Origin of the sequence: Leptolyngbya sp. 'hensonii' (assembly GCF_001939115.1) — a bacterium.
Taxonomy (GTDB): domain Bacteria; phylum Cyanobacteriota; class Cyanobacteriia.
The window spans coordinates 12,151-31,194 of sequence record NZ_MQTZ01000003.1; the positions used below are offsets into that span (position 1 = coordinate 12,151).

The following is a 19,044-nucleotide window of genomic DNA, read 5'->3' on the forward strand; positions in this document are numbered from 1 at the left end:
TGTAGTGAATTGGAGCAGAGCCCTGACCACGACTTAAAGCGTCTCCTGAATAGATGTGTTATGGACACCGTGAATCCTGATAATCACTCCCCCCCCCTAGAGGGTTATCGCCTCACCCAACTCTTGCACGCCGGGAGCCGCAGCCTGGTCTATCGGGGGATACGCCTAACGGATGAACTGGCTGTAGTGCTGAAGTTCTCCCAGGATGCACGGCCCTGGCTGCAAGACTTGCTGCAATTGCGCAATCACTACATCATCACCAAAAACTTGAATTTACCAGGCGTGGTGCAACCCCTTGGATTGGAACCTTATGGTCATGGGTTTGTGCTGGTCATGGCCGATGAGGGCTATATCGCACTCTCAGATTACATTAAGGCCCATCCTCTCAATCTGGCTGAGTTTTTGGCGATCGCCATACAGCTTGCTGACATTCTGCATCACTTGTATCAACACCGGGTCATCCATAAAGACATTAAACCTGCCAACATTTTGATCCACCCGGAGTCAAAGCACATCCAGCTAATCGACTTCAGTAGTGCATCCCTATTGCCCAAGGAAACAGAAGATGTCAAACCCCCTTCTATCTTAGAAGGAACACTGGCTTATTTAGCGCCAGAGCAAACGGGACGAATGAATCGGGGAATTGACTACCGGACTGATTTTTATGCCTTGGGTGTGACGTTCTTCGAATTGTTAACGGGACAATTACCCTTCCGATCGAACGATCCTCTGGAACTACTGCATGGCCATATCGCAAAGCCAGCACCATCGGTCTGTGAATTCCAACCAGACATCCCGCCTGGGATGGGGCAGATCGTAGCCAAACTGCTGGCCAAAAATGCAGAGGACCGCTATCAAAGTGCCCTCGGCCTGAGGTATGACCTAAACCAGATCCGGCATCGTTGGGAACAATCCGAGGACATTGAAGCATTTGAGCTTGGCTCCAGGGATATGAGCGATCGGTTTCTGATTCCTGAAAAGCTCTATGGCAGGGAATTCGAAATTAACACCCTGCTGCATACTTTTAGCCAGGTCAGTCAGGGTATCACCGCACTCATCCTGGTCAAGGGTTTCTCTGGCATTGGCAAAACTGCGATCGTCCATGAAGTTCACAAGCCCATTGTTCAACAACGGGGCTATTTCATTCAAGGAAAGTTTGACCAGTTCAATCGCAATATTCCCTTTTCTGCTTTTGTCCAAGCCTTTCGCAATTTGATGGGACAACTACTCAGTGAAAGCGAGGCTCAGTTGCAGGTCTGGAAATCCCAGATCCTCGCAGCTGTTGGTGAAAATGGCCAAGTGATAATCGATGTAGTTCCGGAATTAGAGCAGATTATTGGTGCACAGCCTGAGGCAATGGAACTATCCGGCACAGCAGCCCAGCATCGGTTTAATCTGTTATTCCAAAAATTCATTCAAGTCTTCGCCACAGCCGCTCATCCCCTGGTCATGTTTTTGGATGACTTACAGTGGGCTGATTCTACCTCCTTGCATTTTCTCCAACGGCTAATAGCGGAGTTGGAAACGGGCTACCTGCTGCTGATTGGAGCATACCGAGATCACGAAGTCTCCCCCGTTCATCCATTGATGCTAACCCTGGAAACCCTGAGCCAAACACAGGCAAAGATAACCACGATCGCCCTACCCCCATTAAGCCTGAGCAGTTTAAACCATTGGGTTGCCGATACGCTTAATTGTTCTCAGGCCCTGGCACAACCCTTAACCGAACTGGTCTTTCAGAAAACCCAGGGCAATCCGTTCTTTGCCACACAGTTCCTTCAGTCCCTGCATCAAGACGGGCTGATTGAATTTGACCTGCAAGCCGGACATTGGCAGTGCGATATTGTCCGGGTGCGGGAAGCGGCCCTGACGGATGATGTGGTCGAGTTTATGACATTGCAGTTACAAAAACTGCCCCCAGCCACCCAAGCTGCTCTAAAGTTAGCAGCCTGTATTGGTAACCCATTTGATTTGGCGACCCTAGCGATCGTGCGAGATCCACGAGATGGGAACACCTCTGAACAATCTGAAATCGAAACAGCCACTGTTCTATGGGCTGCGTTACAACAGGGAGTCATCCTACCCCTGAGCGAAATCTACAAATTTTTCCAGGAGGGGGCAGACATTGGAAGAGAACCCACTTCTGAGTTTTGGATGCTGGATTCTGCCACCTGCACCTACCGGTTCTTGCACGATCGCGTGCAAGAGGCCGCTTATTCAATGATTCCAGCCTCTCAAAAAGAAGCCGTCCACCTCCAGATCGGTCGCTTGCTTTTAGAGCGCATCCCCCCCAACGATCGTGAGCTGCAACTCTTTCAGATTGTCAATCAACTGAATCACGGCATCACTCTCATTCGCACTGGCAGGGAACGGGAGGAACTGGCCCATCTCAACTGGCGGGCTGGCGCGAAAGCCCGGGCCGCTTCAGCCTACGAGGCTGCCATGAATTATCTGGATATTGGGATCCAGCTTTTATCACCTCAAAGCTGGAAACACCAGTACAGTCTCAGCCTGAGACTGCATCATCTGGCCACTGAGGTTGCCTATCTTTGCGGTGCCTATGACCGTATGGCAGCACTGATTACAGCCGGGCTACAGCACAGCAACAATCATCTGGATCGGGCCAAATTCTACGAAATTCAGATTCTGGCCCTAGTGGCCCAGAACCAAACCCGGGCGGCGGTCGATTATGCCCGTCATGTTCTGCCAAACTTCGGCGTTCAACTTCCCCAAAACCTCTCTAAACCGCGTATCCTCCTGGGTTTCTTCGCCACCCTCTATCGCATGGCAGGCAAAACTCCCAGAGATTTGCTCACCCTACCTGTCATGTTAGACCCTGACAAATTAGCAGCCTGCACCCTGATCAATGCGATTGGCGCAGCAACGGAAAGGGGTCTGCCAGAGATTCTGCCCTTTATAACGTTTACAGGTATTTCTTTATACCTGCGTTATGGCAATATTCCCAAGTCATCACTGGCTTACACCATCTATGCCTTCTTGCTCTGCGAAAAGCTCGGTCGCGTAGACGCTGGATATGCGATCGGCAAAGCTGCGATCGCATTATGTCACCGGACTTCTTCCAAAGCAGCACTGGCCTCCACCCTGTTTCTCTGGAATCGCTTTATTGCCTATCGCAAGGAATCTTTAAGCAGCACACTACAGTTCTTGTTAGAAGCCTATCAGGTGAGTCTGGAGGTCGGAGATGTTGAGTATGCAGCCTACAGCCTCTGTTTCTATTTTTCCCAGGCTTTTTGGGCTGGCCAAAATTTGGTGGACTTACGTAAGGAAGCGATCGCTAGCCGTCCCACATTTCAGAAACTCCAGCAACAAGCAATGGCAGCCCTGCAGGATCTCAACTGCCAGGGCTTGGACAATCTCACCACAGACACAGGTGATGCTTGCCAGTTGGTAGGCCGTTTTTTTGATGAGACCGCTATCACCGCCGCCGATGGGCACTTGCAAGCCTATACCAGTATCCGCAAACTCCAGTTGGCTTGCCTGTTTCGTCGCTATGCCATGGCGATGGAACAGATCGCGATCGTCGAGACCCGTCTGGGGGCTATTGAGGGGACGTTCAACAAGAGCCTGTTCTATTTTTATGCTGCACTAGTCCGGTTGGGGCAGTATCCCAATCTACCCCCAAAACAACAAAGAGCCTGTCTGAATAAGGTCAAAGCTGCGCTCAAACACCTTTCTCGGTTAGCAAAATCGGCTCCGATGAATTATCAGCATAAGGCTTGTCTGGTAGAAGCCGAACGCCTGCGCGTTCTAGGTCAAATGAGCCCAGCCGAAGACCGGTACGATCGGGCGATCTCCGGTGCAAAAGCCCAGGGTTACCTGCAGGAAGAAGCCTTAGCCAACGAACTTGCGGCTCAGTTCTACCTGGATCGAGGGAAAGAAAAAATTGCCCAAGTTTATCTGATTGAGGCGTACTATTGCTATGCCCGTTGGGGCGCAGTCGCCAAAGTCACCGACCTGGAAATCCGTTATCCCCAACTGCTGCTGTCTGTTCTACAGCCAGAAAGAGCTGTCAGCCCTGCCAGAACAACATCATCGACCTATATTAGTCATGGACCTCAGGCGCTCGATTTGGAGACCCTCCTCAAAGTTTGCCAGGCTATTTCTGGAGAAATCGAACTTGATCAACTCCTGGCAACACTCTTGACCATTGTAATTACCAATGCTGGTGCCGATAAGTGTGTTTTACTGCTGCAAACAGAACAAGGGTTGCAGATCGTGGCCCAGGTGGAAACTGGACAGCAGCCGCACATCCTGCCATCTCCAACCCCTCTGGACTTAAGTCCAAATGTGGCGATCGGTTTGGTGAGTTGGGTCCAGCGGCATTTGGAGCCATTAGTGCTGAGCCATGGCAGGCAAAATCCTCAGTTTGTTAGAGATCGCTACTTAATTGAACATCAACCCAAAAGTGTTATGTGCAGCCCCATTATGAATCAAGGCCAGCTTCTTGGTGTCTTGTATTTGGAAAACAATCTGATGGTAGATGCGTTTACCCACGATCGCATTGAACTACTCAACCTCCTCTGCACCCAGGCTGCTATTTCCCTGGAGAATGCCCAACTCTATCACCAGCTAGAACAGGCAAATCTACAATTAGCTGAGTATTCCCAAACCTTAACGGATAAGGTGGCAGAACGGACCCAGGAACTGTCCCAGGCCATCATCCATCTGCAATCAACGCAGCAGGAACTGATTCAATCTGAAAAAATGGCTGCCCTGGGACAACTCACTGCCAGTGTTGCCCACGAAATTAATACGCCGCTGGGAGTGATTTGCGGTGCAACGGCCAACATTATGGCCGCCTTTGAAACCACCCTCCGAAAGTTGCCCCCTCTCCTACAACAGTTGTCTCCCCAACAACAGGCTGACTTTCTAGCCCTAGTCAACAGGGCTCTCCAGCAACAGCACCCCCCCTCTACCCAAGCAGAACGACAACTGCGACAGCAATTGCAAAGCCAGCTCGCCGATCGGGGACTGGCCGAGGCACCCCGCATCGCTAGCCAACTGACCCTGCTGCGCTTAGGCACCGACTTTGACCCCTACCAATCCCTTCTCTTCGATCCCAACGCTGTGGCAATTCTGGAAACTGCTTACAACCTGGTATTACAGCACCAGAATGCTCAGAGTATTCAACAAGAAGTCGATCGGGCCGCCAAGATTGTCTTTGCCCTCAAAACCTATAGCCATCCAGCCAAGAGTGGGGAGAAAAGCCTTGTTGCGGTTACGGAGAGCATTGAAGTGGCTTTAACGCTCTATCATAATCGCCTGAAGCAAGGGATTGAGGTGATTCGTCGGTATGCACCTGGGGTGGCCAACATTCTCTGCAATCCTGACGAGCTGACCCAGGTATGGGTCAATTTAATTGACAATGCCATCTATGCCATGGGAGAACAGGGCATTCTAGAGATTACAGTCACCCAACAAACAGATCGGGTGGTTGTTGAAATTACAGACTCCGGCTGTGGGATTCCCGCAGAGTTACAATCTCGCATTTTTGATCCACTTTTTACGACCAAACCCCGAGGTGAGGGCAGTGGCTTAGGGTTGGATATTGTTCGACAGTTGCTTCACAAACACGCAGGCGAGATCCAGGTCCAGAGTCAGCCCAATCGCACCACCTTTACTGTGGGCTTACCTTTATTGATGACTGAGGGACAGCCTGGGTGATCATTGCGCTTCTCCAGAGGCCAATACCCAGGCTGGGAAAGCCCCATCGGTTCCCCTATGCAACCGGTTGAGCTGCATACAGGGCTGCCCCCAACAATCCTACCTCCGGATTTAAAACGACGTGGACAGGGATCTCCTGCAACAGGGGAGTGAGTCGCCCTTTGTGGAGAAAAGAGGCCAGGAATCCGCCTTGCTGAATCAGCGTCAGGATCTTGGCGGCAATCCCACCTGCAACATAGAGGCCCCCATAGGGAAGTAATTTGAGGGCCAGGTTACCCGCTTCTGCACCATAAGCTTCCAGAAAGATCTCCATAGTTCTCTGGCAAAGGTAATCCTGCCCTGCCATCGCAACCCGTGAAATGGCAGCCGCCGGGTCCACCGTTTTTTCCTCCTCCCCAATCTCGCGCTTCCAGGTCCGGAAGACTTCCATCAGTTCAGGAGATTCGGGTGCAACCTCCCGATCGCGCAGAAATTCGTAGATGGGTACAATGCCCTGCCCAGACACCACCCGTTCTACTGAGACACGGGTAATGTTGTGCTTCTCCAGCAGATAATGCATGAGTTGAAATTCCAGTTCGGATCGGGGCGCAAAATCAGCATGGCCCCCTTCAGTCGGGAAAACCCGATAGCCCCCCGGAAGCGGCACCAGGAAGCCTTGTCCTAGCCCTGTCCCAGCACCAATCACTGCGATCGGAGCCTGGGGATTGGGTTGCCCCATCTGCAAGGTACAGAGGTCTGCTGGGGTCAACCCCAAAATCCCATAACCTACCGCCATAAAATCATTAATCAACTGCACCTGGGAAATCTGAAGTTCCCGCTCCAATCGATCGGAGGTCAAAAACCAGCTCAGGTTCGTCAACTTAGAGGTCTGATCCACCACAGGACCCGCGATACCGAAGCAGGCTCGTTCAGGCTGTAAGGTCTCACCCAGGCGCGTTTCAGCCTCAGCCAGAAACTGTTTGACTAGGGGAACTAGATCGGGAAATTCCCGACTGGGGTAAGTCTGTCTATGCAGCGTGGTCAGTTCAGGAAACAGTTTCCCTGGCTGTATGGCATCAGCCTTAATCAGCCGCAGAATAGTTTTTGTGCCGCCAATATCACCTGCTAAGAGGACAGTCATAGAGAACCTTCAGCGTCCAGTTACAGTGGAGTGTGCGCATCCCAGCTTATAGCAGTTTCACTCTCATGCCTCCCCATCCAGGGACGGAGCCTCTCAATATTGCTCAGCGCTATATAAGTAAAAGCGCATAGCTCCAGCAAAAGTTTCGAACCGGTAAGAAGGCAGAACAGGGGTAATCGTTAATTCAGTTGTATAAATGCTAAAGAAAATATAATTTTGTCGCCGGGTATTACGGGCAATGAGTTGCTTAATTTGAAATTTATTCACATCAACTAGGGAAAGACATTCTTTGCGCAAGGAATTCCCTAATATTTCAGGAGCCTTGCTGCAGACATTTTCCTTGAGATACCAGGTCAACTGGTGGACAGCAAAGTCTTCGTAGGCTTGAGAACCAGGGTTAGTCAGAGCTACACCAACTCCAAGTCCTGCCAGAACGAGAGTCAGTATGGTCAGACTAGCGCGCTTCATGGGGCTTGCAATCGCGGCTCGGAGGAAGATTCGTAACCAGGCAACTGGCTAGAAGCACTGAGGGTAGAGGGGGGTAAAGTCTGCGTCGAACTGGAGTCTGGAAAATTGGGATTTGGAACGATGTTAGTGGTTTGATGGCGGAGCTGGCGCATCAGTGCTGCCATTTCGATCGCGCTCATGGCATAGTCCCAACCCTTGTTACTCTTAATGCCAGCCCGCTCCAGAGCTTGCTGCAGGGTATCTGCTGTAATAATACCGAAAATTACCGGAGTCCCTGTTTGGTATCCTACAGATGCAATGCCCTTAGCAACTTCAGCCGCAACGTAATCAAAATGAGGAGTCTGACCGCGAATCACTGCCCCCAGGCAAATAATCGCGTCATAGCGAGCCATCAAAGCCATCTGCCGAGCCACGAGAGGCACCTCAAAACTACCAGGAACCCAGACATAATCAACCTGAGTTCCCTGCAGATCAACGTCCACACCATGGCGTTTGAGGCAATCTTGACAGCCTTCCAGTAACTTACTGGTGATCAGGTCATTAAACCGACCAATGACAATAGCAAACCGTAGATCTCCGGTCTGGGTAAAACTTCCCTCAAAAACTGCCATGGGTCTCTACACTTCTCGATCGGGCTCAGTTCTTCTTCGGTTTTGATAAACCTTCTTTGATAAATCTTCTTGATCAATCTTGGCTTTGATCAATCTTGGCTTTGATCAATCTTGGCTTTGATCAATCTTGGCTTTGATCAATCTTGGCTTTGATCAATCTTGGCTTTGATCAATCTTGGCTTTGATCAATCTTGGCTTTGATCAATCTTGGCCTTGATCAGCCTTGGGCTCTTCTTCTTGAAGATTTAACCGGAGCAGAAAATTCTTAAAGCTCTGCAGATTGTTGGGAGGAAATGGCTCCGCCACAACACTGCAGAAGCCGCAGAGTTAATCAGGCAACCAGGTAGTTCAGTAAACCAACCAGAATAACCAGAGCTGCCCATACACCAGAACCCAGGAAAAGCAGCCGTTTCGACTGATCCCAGTTCTGGGGTGATGCGTAAGCCACCGGCACGCCTACAACCATAACAAAAGACACAAGCACTAAAGCAATCAAAGCAAGCTTGAAAATAAAGTCAAACATTGTTTTCTCCCAAGACAGCAGTCAGGAATGCAGTCAAGCATTTCTAAATGATCCCTGACTAGTACGCTACCAGAAATCAGCCCATTTTCTTTAACGGGGTTGAGAAAACTTTTGAACTCTATTTGAACGCTAAGTACTATGGCCCTTAATGCCTCGATCGAAGCAGTTACTATTGACCTAATGCAATTTCAGTCACCCTCCCTCACGCCCGAGCAGACCCACCCCGGCCCTGCGGGTCACCCCTCCCAAGAGGGGATTTAAAGCGAGTCTCCACCCATGCACCTGATTCTCTGCCCGATCGCTGCTAACTTCGATGCTCTGGGAGCCGCGATCGGATTGCGGTTACTGCAACCGGAGGCTCGGATTCTACTGACTGGTGACGTACTGCCTGCGGTTCAGACCTGGTTGACCCAATCCTGGCTGGCCCAGGATCTGATGACCCCTCACCAGATCAAACCGGAGGCCATCCAGACCCTGACGATCGTCAATACCCAACGCTGCGATCGACTGGGACAGGCGGCACAATGGCTGAATCTCCCCCAGATTGAGGTCATTCTCTACGACCATGCCCCGGACCCAGAGGGAACCCTGGTTGCGACCAAATCTTACCTGGAGCCGGTAGGAGCCACTACCACCCTGGTGGCGGAACAGGTGCAAATCCAGCCAGTTCCGATCGTGGCTGCCACAGCAACCCTCATGGCTCTGGGCCTTCATAGTGAAACGGCATCCCTGACATCTGCTACAACCACCCCCAGAGATAGCATGGCCCTGGCCTGGTTGATGAATCAGGGGGCCAATCCGATCGAAATTGGGCGCTACCTGACCCCCCAGCCCATCCTGCCCACAGCCCGGGAGCTGATGTCTTCCCCGGTGCGGACGGTGCGCCCAGAGACCACGATCGCTGAAGCCCAGCGGATTCTGTTGCGGTATGGCCATTCGGGCCTCTCGGTCGTAGATTCAGCAGGCCAGCTCGTTGGGCTGATCTCCCGGCGGGACATTGACATTGCCCTGCATCATCACTTCGGTCAGGCTCCAGTCAAAGCTTACATGACCACCAACCTGAAAACGATTAACCCTGACACCCGATTGCCAGAGATTGAATTCCTGATGGTGACCTACGATATTGGTCGGCTCCCAGTGCTGGAGCAGGGGCAACTGGTGGGCATTGTCACCCGAACGGATGTCCTGCGGCAACTCTACTGGATGCAGGTTCAGGGCGATGGGCGCGAGGCTGGGGGGGGTGCCTCCGATCTTCACTGTCCCTTGCCGATCGCCCGACTGAACCAGGCCCTGATTCCTGAACTCTGGGCTATTCTGGATCTGGCGGCTCGCGAGGCAGAGCGTCAGGGCTGGCATCTCTATCTGGTAGGGGGTGGGGTTCGAGACACGCTGATGTCAGGACCAGGAGAACCTTTGGCCCTGACCGATATTGATCTGGTGGTGGATAGCTTCCATCAACCAGTGGGGCAGGGCGCAGGGGTGGTGCTGGCCCAAACCTTGCTGCAGTTCCATCCGGACGCTCGCCTCCAGATCCATGGTCAGTTTCAAACTGCTGCCCTGCTCTGGCATCACCATCCAGTCCTCGATTCTCTCTGGGTGGATATCGCCACGGCCCGGACAGAGTTCTACCCCTACCCGGCAGCGAACCCGGAAGTGGAAGCCAGTTCCATTCAGCAAGATCTGTACCGGCGAGACTTTACCATCAACGCCATGGCCCTCCGGTTGACCGAGCCAGGAGCCGGACAGTTACTGGATTTCTTCGGCGGTTGGCTGGATCTGCAGATGGGGCAGATTCGGGTGCTCCATGCCAATAGCTTTATCGAGGATCCGACCCGGATGTATCGAGCCGTGCGGTTCGCCGTCAAACTGGAATTTGAGATTGAACCCCAAACAGAGCGGTATATCCGCTATGCGATCGCCACCGGGGTTTACGATCGCATCCAGGGAGAACAGAGTCGGGCTCCGGCGTTACAGACCCGACTAAAATCTGAGCTGAAGTACATCCTGCAAGCTCCTTACTGGCAACCTGCCCTGCGCCTTCTGGATCATCTGGAGGCCCTCCGCTGTCTGCATCCCACCCTGCAGTTGGATAAGGTCCTGTGGCGGCAGCTCCGGTTGGCGGGTCACCTGCTCTGGCGATTTGACCCCCAGCAGAAACGATGGATCCACTGGCAGATGCTCCTGGAAGTGCTACTGGCCCATCTACCCCCAGAGACCCGGGGGCCAGTGGCTACCAATCTCCAACTCCCAACGGATAGTATTACCCGCCTCACCCACCTGGCCCAGATTGAGGCAGAACTGGCAGAACAATTCCTGAGTTTGGGTCGAGGCGCTGCCACAACATTTCCGCGTCCCAGTCAGATGGTTCAGATCTTCCGCCCCTATGATGAATCCACCCTCTGCCTGGTGGCCATCCGCAGTACCCGTCCCCTGCGACGGCAAATTGGGCTGTTTTTAAGCCGCTGGTCCCAGACCCGATCGCCCCTGGATGGCCATGCTCTGAAGCGATTGGGTTACAAGCCTGGTCAACGCTTTAAAACAATTCTGGAAGATCTGACCATCGCTTTCCTAGATGGGGTGATCCAGGATCAACCCACCGCTGAAGCTTACCTGGTCGAGCATTATCCCCTACCCCCAGAGTGACCTAGTCGGACCCCTGTACAATAAATTAGGCAAACCAGGCAATGGCATGGATTTTATGAGCTTAGAAGCCGGTAAGGTCTTACAGAGTGGCAAATATATCCTGGGGCCAATGCTAGCTCAGGGAGATTACAGCGCAACCTACCGGGCCACTCAGGTAGAAGGAAACCAACCTGTAATCCTGACAGCTCTGAACGATCGCCTGCGGCGTCATCCCAACTTCGCCCAGTTTCAGAAACTATTTTTTGCGGAGGCCCGCTGTGTAGGCCGCTGCCATCATCCCAACCTGGTCAGAATTCTGGACTTTTTTGAACAGGATCAGGGGTCTTTTATGGTGTCCGAATACATCCCTGGTCAAACCCTGATGGCGATCGTGCAGGCCACAGGCCCCTTCTCAGAAGCCAGAGCCATCCACTATATCCGACAGGTCGGGATGGCCTTAACGGTGGTACACCAGAATGGCATGCTCCATCGAGACATTACCCCTCAAAACCTGATCCGGCGACAACCGGAAGATCGGGTTGTGCTGGTCAACTTTGGGGTGGCCCGAGAAGCAGCCCTGGAGATCCTGAAAAGTCGAGAAAGCTCCTTCCTGGCCGGTTATGCCCCACCAGAACAGTATGATCTAAGCGTGAAGCGGACGATTTCAGCCGATCTCTACGCCCTGGCAGCAACCCTGTACACGCTGGTAACCGGGCAGGTTCCGATCGCCGCTCCTCTGCGCGATCGGGTTCCCCTGCCAGACCTACAGCAATTCAGTCGTGATTTCAGCCCTCCTCTGATGGCAGCCATTCAACAGGGGATGGCCCTGGACGCAGGCCAGCGCCCTTCCTCTGTTGAGGCCTGGCTGGCGCTCCTACCCCAGACGATCTCTCCCCCGCAGGAAGCAGCCCCAAAAACTGGCACCTACCCTTGGCTGGCAGCCAGCCCTGGTTTCCATCTGGCTGGGCAACCAGCAGTTCCCTTGTCCCCTCCTATCCCCTCCGCCTCAATCGAAGCAACAACGGCGACTCAACTGCCACCAGAGCTAGTTGCAGTGCAAACACCGATTGCTACCCCCACCCCCATAGTCTCCAAGTCTGCTCCAGAACCTGCTCCAAAACGTTGGTTCCCCCAGGCTCTTCTGCTCAGCTCGGTGATTTCTATTTTGCTAGGGATGGGAGTCGGTCTAGCGATTCGGTTTGGCTGGTTGGGTTCCCGCAGCAATCTGCTCAACGCAGAGCAAACCTTTCCCCCGCTTAAAGACATGCCCTTAGGGGCTCAGGTGAAACCGGCCTCCCCCCCAGACAAAAGTTCCCCCTGAAGATTGGGAGGTTAATGGTTTCCGCAGAAACATCCTTTGGGTAAGCAAGTTATAATTTTTGCGGACGCATGTGAAGTTTTTTATGAGTAATCCTCTGGTTCATGCTTTTTTCCTCGGTAGGGCCGTCGCTGAAGTGCTCAGTGAGCAACTGGAGTATGCTCTGACTAATGCTCTAAGTGATTTGGGTAAATTTGATGCGGAACAGCGTGAGCGGATCCGACAGTTCACAGAAGAGGTTCTGGAGCGAGCCAGACGGGAAGAAGAAGCGGCGATGCAATCCCGCCCAACCACCGGTCAAGGTGCTACTGGCTTCACAACTGCAGCCGGGTTTCAATCTGGAGATCTGCAGGCCACGATCGATGATCTGCGGGCTGAGATCGCCCGCTTACGCTCCGAACTCCAGCGCTACCGTAATCGGACGCCTTAACTTGAGGTTCAACCCTCCCCATTAAGCTCTGGTAGCCCGCTTTCAAATCTTTAATTTACCTGCATCGGTCAAAACCCCGCGTGTCTGTTCTTCCTAATGATTCTCTCAAACTTCAACGTCCTGCAGAGTCTGGTCCTTACCGGAACGATCGCTCTGTAGAAAAAACCTATATTGATAAAACCTATCGCTGGAACCGGGAACGGTATTCTCGCAGACGGCGGACCTTTGACATCTGGTCTTTTGTCCTCCAGTTACTGGCTTCCAGTTGGTTGAATGGGAAAACCTGGAGTTATCTGGGAGGCAAGACTCCAGCCAGGGCTGCCGCTCGACGTCGGGCCCAAGCCAGTTGGATTCGAGAGTCCATCCTAGAATTAGGGCCAACTTTCATTAAGGTTGGGCAGCTCTTTTCGACCAGGGCCGATATTCTACCGGTCGAATATGTGGAAGAGCTGGCCAAACTGCAGGATAAGGTTCCAGCCTTCAGCTACGAGCAGGTCGAAAAAATTATCCTCCAGGATTCAGGCAAGCCAGTTCATGAGCTATACCGTAGCTTTGACCCTATTCCCCTGGCTGCAGCCAGTTTAGGCCAGGTTCACAAAGCCCAACTTCACTCCGACGAGGAAGTGGTGGTGAAAGTCCAGCGCCCTGGGTTGAAACAACTCTTTGAAATCGATCTGGCCATTCTTAAAAGCATTGCTTATTATTTCCAAAACAATCCCCCAGACTGGGCCCAAGGAATTGATTGGTTGGGAATTTATGAAGAGTGCTATAAGATCCTCTACGAGGAAATTGACTACCTGATGGAAGGCCAGAACGCTGATCTCTTTCGGCGTAACTTTCGGGCTTTCAATTGGGCTCGAATTCCCCGGGTCTATTGGCGATACACATTCCCCCGGGTTCTCACCCTGGAGTATGTGCCCGGGATCAAGATCAGCCATTACGAAGCCCTTGATGCTGCGGGCATTGATCGCAAACTGATGGCTAATCGGGGAGCAGAAGCCTATCTTCGGCAATTACTGAATGATGGCTTCTTCCATGCCGATCCCCACCCCGGTAATATTGCGGTTAGCCCTGAAGGGGAGTTAATTTTCTACGATTTCGGCATGATGGGCAGAATTAAGCCCATTACGCGGGAAAAATTGATGGATACGCTGTTTGGCATTGCTCAAAAGGATGCCGAGCGGGTCATGAACTCCCTGACCGAACTGGGAGCCCTGGCCGAAGTGGAAGATATGGGTCCGGTGCGCCGTTCGATCCAGTACATGCTGGATAACTTCATGGACCGTCCCTTTGAGGATCAGTCCGTCGATGCCATCATTGATGATCTCTATGAAGTTGCCTACGGTCGCCCCTTTCGTTTTCCGGCTACGTTCACGTTTGTCATGCGGGCTTTCTCAACCTTACAAAGTGTGGGGAAGGGTCTGGATCCGGAATTTAACTTCATGGAGGTTGCAAAACCCTTTGCAATGGAAATTATGACCAACGGTAACTCTTCCGAAGACAACAGTTTGTTTGGTGAACTCAGTCGTCAGGCCGTCCAGGTTGGGAGTACAGCCCTGGGATTACCCAGGCGGATTGAGGATACCCTCGACAAGCTGGAACGCGGGGATTTGCGGGTCCGGGTTCGATCGACGGAAACCGATCGACTGATTCGTCGCCTTAGTAGCGTTAACATGGGAACCAACTATACTTTATTAATCGGTGCTTTTACGCTGTCAGCCACAATTCTGTTGGTCAACCATTATTGGTGGCTAGCTTTGGTTGTCGCCCTAGCAGCAGCACTCGTTGCAGTTGCCTTAATTCGATTGCTCATCCGCCTCGATCGGTTTGAGCGTATGATGTGATTCTTCTTAGCTACCAGATGAAAGCAGCCAGTTTATGAAAAGCCTCTTCACCGGTTTGACCGATCCGGGTCTCATCCGAACCGTCAATCAGGATGCTTTCTATATAGACCAGGATGGCCGATTCTTCATCGTTGCCGACGGAATGGGGGGGCATGCTGGCGGTCAGGAAGCAAGTCGGCTGGCAACCCAGGCGATTCAAAAGTATCTAGCGGACCATTGGGATTCTCCACGTAATTCCCAGACCCTGCTGGAAGGGGCTCTTCTGGAAGCAAATCGAGCCATTCTACAAGATCAGCGCAAGCATCCCGAACGAGCGGATATGGGCACCACAGCCGTCGTGGTCATTTTCAGAGATGAAAATCAGCCCTGGTGTGCCCACATTGGTGACTCTCGCCTCTATCGTCTGCGTGGCCCCAAGCTAGATCAGATCACGGAAGATCATACCTGGGTCGCCCGGGCGATGAAACTGGGTGACCTGACCCCGGATCAAGCGAGGGTGCATCCATGGCGACATGTACTGTCCCAATGTTTGGGGCGGGAAGACCTGCGGCAAATCGATACGCAATCTTTTGATTTGCAACCGGGCGATCGCCTGCTCCTCTGCAGTGATGGCCTGACCGAAGAACTCTCTGATCCGTTGATTGCCTCCCACCTCAAATCCATCCGGGCTTGTGAAAAGGCCGCCATGGCTCTGGTCAAGGCTGCGAAAGATAAAGGTGGGCGGGACAATATTACTGTTGTGATTGTGGTATTCGATCCGTTGATCGTGAACTAGATTTTATGGATTCTCGGGTAAGTCAGGGCTTCCCGATCATGCATGCCAGAGACCAGTGTTAAACCACCAGATTACACCAGTGTCTCGATCGAAGGTTACGGGGCGTTGCTGAACTTCTCTATGAAACGATTTCTGGAAGCCTTGGCAGTCCATCGGGAATCCAGCGAAATCATAGTGGTATTCAGCAACGCCCAACGAGATTGGGTCAGGCTCCCGAATGGAGGATGGATCTCTGCCAGATATATTGAATACCTGAATCAACCATTGAGCACTTCTGTATAACGCAATAAATGAACTGACTATCGACGATAGAAATTACGTTTTAATCCTTTAAATTCAGAAATTTGATCTTCAAGAATAGTTTGTTCAAAATTATTACTTGCCTTCCATTCTATGCGGCTTTTTCTGTCATTTCCGATCGAGTCTTTTTCCATTAGAACATCACCCAAATATTGCCAGGTATACGATACAGGCGGCTGTACTCGGCTGTCTATAACAAGCTGGACAGAACTTGTGTTATCAGCCTGTATTGTCCAGATAATTTGAGTGCGTTTGCCAAATTCGGTCACATCAGCTTCCCAGACACCAGTTAGTTCATAGCTTTTCGGAGATTCTGATGAGGTAGGCGTAGGACTTGTCGGGGCAGGACTTGTCGGGCTACTGCTGGGCATCGGCCCACCAATATCAGGAATTTTAATTGTTCCATTTTCTATTAATTTGACAAGCGTGTTGGCTCCTATACCAATTACGACCGTCATAACGGCACCAGCTAATATCTGAAGTGCTTTCTTAAAACAACCTTCCTGATTCTGCGGATTGTTTGTGTTGGTCATACCTGCCGTAATATCTATCTGGAAATTCTGACTGAGGGAGACCCACTGACTTTAAATAATATAAATTTCCACTACGATATCCGATAGGTTTATTCAGGCAGTCAAGCATGTCAAAACCCTATCCGAGAGATATGGTCGGTTACGGAGGCCAGACCCCTCACCCTCAGTGGCCAGGACAGGCCCGCATCGCCGTCCAGTTTGTGATCAACTATGAAGAAGGGGGCGAGAGCTCGATTTTACATGGGGATGACGCCTCAGAAACGTTTCTTTCTGAAATCGTTGGTGCGACGCCTCTGCAGGGATTGCGCCACATGAACATGGAGTCCATCTACGAGTATGGTAGTCGGGCCGGATTCTGGAGATTGCATCGCATTTTCACCGATCGGGGTATCCCGGTTACCGTCTATGGCATCGCCATGGCCCTCGATCGCAATCCGGAAGCCGTGGCTGCCATGCTGGAGGCCGAGTGGGAAATCGCCAGCCACGGCTACCGCTGGATCGACTACAAGTATTTCTCAGAAGAGACTGAGCGGGAACATCTGGAGCAAGCGATCGCCCTCCACACCCAGGTCACGGGCAGCCGTCCCCTGGGCTGGTATACAGGGCGCACCAGTCCCCACACCCGGCGGCTGGTAGTGGAGGCCGGGGGCTTCCTCTACGATGCCGACAGCTACGCCGATGACCTGCCCTACTGGGTGCATGACTACGGCAGCCCCCATCTGGTGATTCCCTATACCCTAGACAACAATGACATGCGCTTCGCCACCAACCAGGGCTTTAACTCTGGTGATCAGTTCTTTGCTTACCTGCAGGATGCCTTCGATGTCCTGTACGAGGAAGGGGCCACGGCTCCCAAGATGATGAGTGTGGGATTGCACTGCCGCTTAGTCGGGCGGCCTGGTCGGGCGGCGGCTCTGATCCGCTTTTTAGACTATATCAGGGGCCACGATCGGGTCTGGTGCTGCCGCCGTATCGACATTGCCCGTCACTGGCATGCCCATCATCGACCGCCAGCATAGTATTGGTCCAGGGCCAGCAGGGTATGCAGCAATACGGTTGTGCCCTGGACGCACTGTTCCGGGGTCGTATATTCGGTAGCGGAATGGCTAATCCCCGCCTGACTGGGAACAAAGATCATGCCCATGTCGGTGAAGGCGGCCATCTCCTGGGCATCATGACTGGCTCGACTGGGGAGATGGTGATAACCCAACCCCAGGGTCTCGCAGACCTGGACGATCGCCTGCTGAATGTGCTCCTGGGCTGGAGCTGGTTCATTCCGCAATCGGATCTGGGAATCGATCTCTGTACCAGTCTGGGCCGCGATCGTGGCTATCTCCCGTTGCAACTGGTTGAGCAGCTCATCAATCCGGTCATTGGACAGATCCCGGATATCCAGGCTCATCTCCACCCGACCGGGAATAACATTAGCCGCATTGGGGAAAACCTGCAATTGCCCCACAGTAGCAACCTGCTCCCCATGGGCATTGGCCAGTCGGTTCACAGCCAGCACGATCTGGGCGGCAGCAACCATGGCATCCTGCCGCATGGACATGGGCGTTGAACCGGCATGGCTGGCCCGGCCCCTGACCGTGATCAGGTAGCGCCGCTGGCCGACAATCCCGGTCACGACCCCAATCTCTTGCCCCAGGGATTCCAGCATCGGCCCCTGTTCCACATGCAATTCGAGGAAGGCGACCATATCCTGGCGATGGCGCTGGGCCAGATGCAAATCCCCCCAGGAGCCCCCCACCTGCTCCAGGCAACTCTGAATATTGATACCCTCCAGGGTGACATAACCGGTAGGGTCAGCCACGGTTCTGCCGGAAATCGCCTTGCTCCCAATCATGCTGCTCTCCTCATCGGAGAAGACAATCACCTCAAAGGGATGGTTCAGCCGCAGATTCTGCTCCTGCAGCACTCGCGCCACCTCCAACCCGGCCAGCACACCCAAAGCCCCATCGTACCGTCCACCGGTAGGGACCGTATCAATATGAGAGCCCGTCGCCAAAGCTGGAGCTTCAGGTAAAAGGCCCGAAGAGCGACCGATAATATTCCCTGCCGCATCAACGCGGACTATCATCCCCGCCTCCGTCATCCAGTGCTGGACCAGGTTGCGGGCGCAAATATCTTCGGCACTGAAGGCCAGTCGTCGCACCCCCCCACTACCAATTTGACCAATCTGGGCTAATTCCTCAATGCTATGGATGAGGCGATCGCGGTTAATCACAGGGAAAGAAATCAGGCGGCTAGACATAAAAATTCAACATTGAAAATGATGGGCACAGTGACGGGGACTGGGTGGACTGAACTTGAGCGCAAGACTTTACAATACAACACAACTACATTGTATACTGTATACAATGTAGCCGGGAGATAACTCAGTGACCGTCAAGCGTATTTTTATCTGTGGTTCGGCCTTACAGGGCCAGCCTGACCACGGCAATCTTCAATCAGCCACATTCATTAAACCAGCGCACACCCGCCCGCTATACCGGTTACATGCTGCCGGAGAGGGCTGGCACCCAGCTATTTATGAGGTGGCGCAAGGCGGCATCAGCATTCCGGGCGAGGTGTATGAGCTGACCCCAGAACAGTATGACTATCTCCTGGCCAACGAACCTCCTCACATGTATCCGGGAGATGTGGTGCTGGAAGAAGGAGACACGCTCACCGCCATGCTCTATCCCCAGGAACTGGTAGAACAATACCACTGGCCTGACATTTCCCATTATGGGGGCTGGGCAGCCTACAAAGCTGCTACCGCACCCAGCCAATGACCCTCAGTTTGGGAAGCCATACCCCTGAGGGGATATTG

15 protein-coding genes are annotated in these 19,044 nt (G+C 52.7%); 9 read left to right on the forward strand and 6 right to left on the reverse strand.

Going from position 1 to position 19,044, the window contains the following annotated elements:
* Nucleotides 1-60: 60 nt before the first annotated feature.
* A complete protein-coding gene (locus tag BST81_RS01435) occupies nucleotides 61-5,685 on the forward strand; it encodes an AAA family ATPase (protein ID WP_075596766.1) in 5,625 nt (1,874 codons plus the stop codon).
* Between the two features lie 55 nt (nucleotides 5,686-5,740).
* On the opposite strand, the gene BST81_RS01440 is transcribed toward BST81_RS01435, so the two are convergent.
* The 4 genes from BST81_RS01440 to psbZ form a co-directional block, all read right to left on the reverse strand.
* The gene (locus BST81_RS01440; RefSeq protein WP_075596767.1) at nucleotides 5,741-6,805 is read right to left on the reverse strand and encodes a glucokinase; all 1,065 of its coding nucleotides are present in this window, start codon (nucleotides 6,803-6,805) and stop codon (nucleotides 5,741-5,743) included.
* Between the two features lie 93 nt (nucleotides 6,806-6,898).
* Nucleotides 6,899-7,273 carry a DUF4359 domain-containing protein gene (locus tag BST81_RS01445; protein ID WP_075596768.1) on the reverse strand — a complete coding sequence of 125 codons (375 nt, stop codon included), beginning with the start codon at nucleotides 7,271-7,273 and terminating at the stop codon, nucleotides 6,899-6,901.
* Complete coding sequence (gene ribH, locus BST81_RS01450) at nucleotides 7,270-7,884, reverse strand: 6,7-dimethyl-8-ribityllumazine synthase (RefSeq protein WP_075596769.1); 615 nt, start codon at nucleotides 7,882-7,884, stop codon at nucleotides 7,270-7,272. Before ribH ends, BST81_RS01445 begins: the two co-directional genes overlap by 4 nt.
* Nucleotides 7,885-8,215: 331 nt before the next feature.
* The gene (gene psbZ / locus BST81_RS01455; RefSeq protein WP_075596770.1) at nucleotides 8,216-8,407 is read right to left on the reverse strand and encodes a photosystem II reaction center protein PsbZ; all 192 of its coding nucleotides are present in this window, start codon (nucleotides 8,405-8,407) and stop codon (nucleotides 8,216-8,218) included.
* A gap of 276 nt (nucleotides 8,408-8,683) precedes the next feature.
* On the opposite strand from psbZ, the gene BST81_RS01460 reads away from it, so the two are divergent.
* The 6 genes from BST81_RS01460 (at nucleotide 8,684) to BST81_RS01485 (ending at nucleotide 15,678) form a co-directional block, all read left to right on the forward strand.
* Nucleotides 8,684-11,050: a CBS domain-containing protein gene (locus BST81_RS01460; protein WP_075596771.1), complete on the forward strand. Its 2,367-nt coding sequence runs from the start codon at nucleotides 8,684-8,686 to the stop codon at nucleotides 11,048-11,050.
* Between the two features lie 55 nt (nucleotides 11,051-11,105).
* On the forward strand, nucleotides 11,106-12,350 hold the full coding sequence (locus BST81_RS01465; protein WP_171974630.1) for a serine/threonine-protein kinase: 1,245 nt from the start codon (nucleotides 11,106-11,108) through the stop codon (nucleotides 12,348-12,350).
* 82 nt (nucleotides 12,351-12,432) lie between these two features.
* Complete coding sequence (locus tag BST81_RS01470) at nucleotides 12,433-12,777, forward strand: DUF6825 family protein (protein WP_075596773.1); 345 nt, start codon at nucleotides 12,433-12,435, stop codon at nucleotides 12,775-12,777.
* Between the two features lie 80 nt (nucleotides 12,778-12,857).
* Entirely contained in the window at nucleotides 12,858-14,621 is a 1,764-nt protein-coding gene (locus BST81_RS01475; protein WP_075596774.1) for an AarF/ABC1/UbiB kinase family protein, read from the forward strand.
* Between the two features lie 34 nt (nucleotides 14,622-14,655).
* The gene (locus BST81_RS01480; RefSeq protein WP_075596775.1) at nucleotides 14,656-15,396 is read left to right on the forward strand and encodes a PP2C family serine/threonine-protein phosphatase; all 741 of its coding nucleotides are present in this window, start codon (nucleotides 14,656-14,658) and stop codon (nucleotides 15,394-15,396) included.
* 42 nt (nucleotides 15,397-15,438) lie between these two features.
* Nucleotides 15,439-15,678, forward strand: coding sequence for a hypothetical protein (locus tag BST81_RS01485; protein ID WP_075596776.1), 240 nt, complete (start codon nucleotides 15,439-15,441; stop codon nucleotides 15,676-15,678).
* A gap of 17 nt (nucleotides 15,679-15,695) precedes the next feature.
* Here BST81_RS01485 and BST81_RS01490 read toward each other — a convergent pair whose 3' ends face one another.
* Nucleotides 15,696-16,229, reverse strand: a complete 534-nt coding sequence (locus BST81_RS01490; protein WP_075596777.1) for a hypothetical protein — start codon at nucleotides 16,227-16,229, stop codon at nucleotides 15,696-15,698.
* A 107-nt stretch (nucleotides 16,230-16,336) separates the two neighbouring features.
* On the opposite strand from BST81_RS01490, the gene puuE reads away from it, so the two are divergent.
* Nucleotides 16,337-17,248: an allantoinase PuuE gene (puuE, locus tag BST81_RS01495; RefSeq protein WP_075596778.1), complete on the forward strand. Its 912-nt coding sequence runs from the start codon at nucleotides 16,337-16,339 to the stop codon at nucleotides 17,246-17,248.
* On the opposite strand, the gene BST81_RS01500 is transcribed toward puuE, so the two are convergent.
* Nucleotides 17,230-18,483: a Zn-dependent hydrolase gene (locus BST81_RS01500; RefSeq protein WP_075596779.1), complete on the reverse strand. Its 1,254-nt coding sequence runs from the start codon at nucleotides 18,481-18,483 to the stop codon at nucleotides 17,230-17,232. The two genes, puuE and BST81_RS01500, sit on opposite strands and share 19 nt — an antisense overlap.
* 127 nt (nucleotides 18,484-18,610) lie before the next feature.
* Here BST81_RS01500 and BST81_RS01505 point away from each other — a divergent pair, with 127 nt between their 5' ends.
* Nucleotides 18,611-19,006, forward strand: a complete 396-nt coding sequence (locus BST81_RS01505) for a gamma-glutamylcyclotransferase (RefSeq protein WP_075596780.1) — start codon at nucleotides 18,611-18,613, stop codon at nucleotides 19,004-19,006.
* The last annotated feature ends 38 nt before the right edge of the window (nucleotides 19,007-19,044 follow it).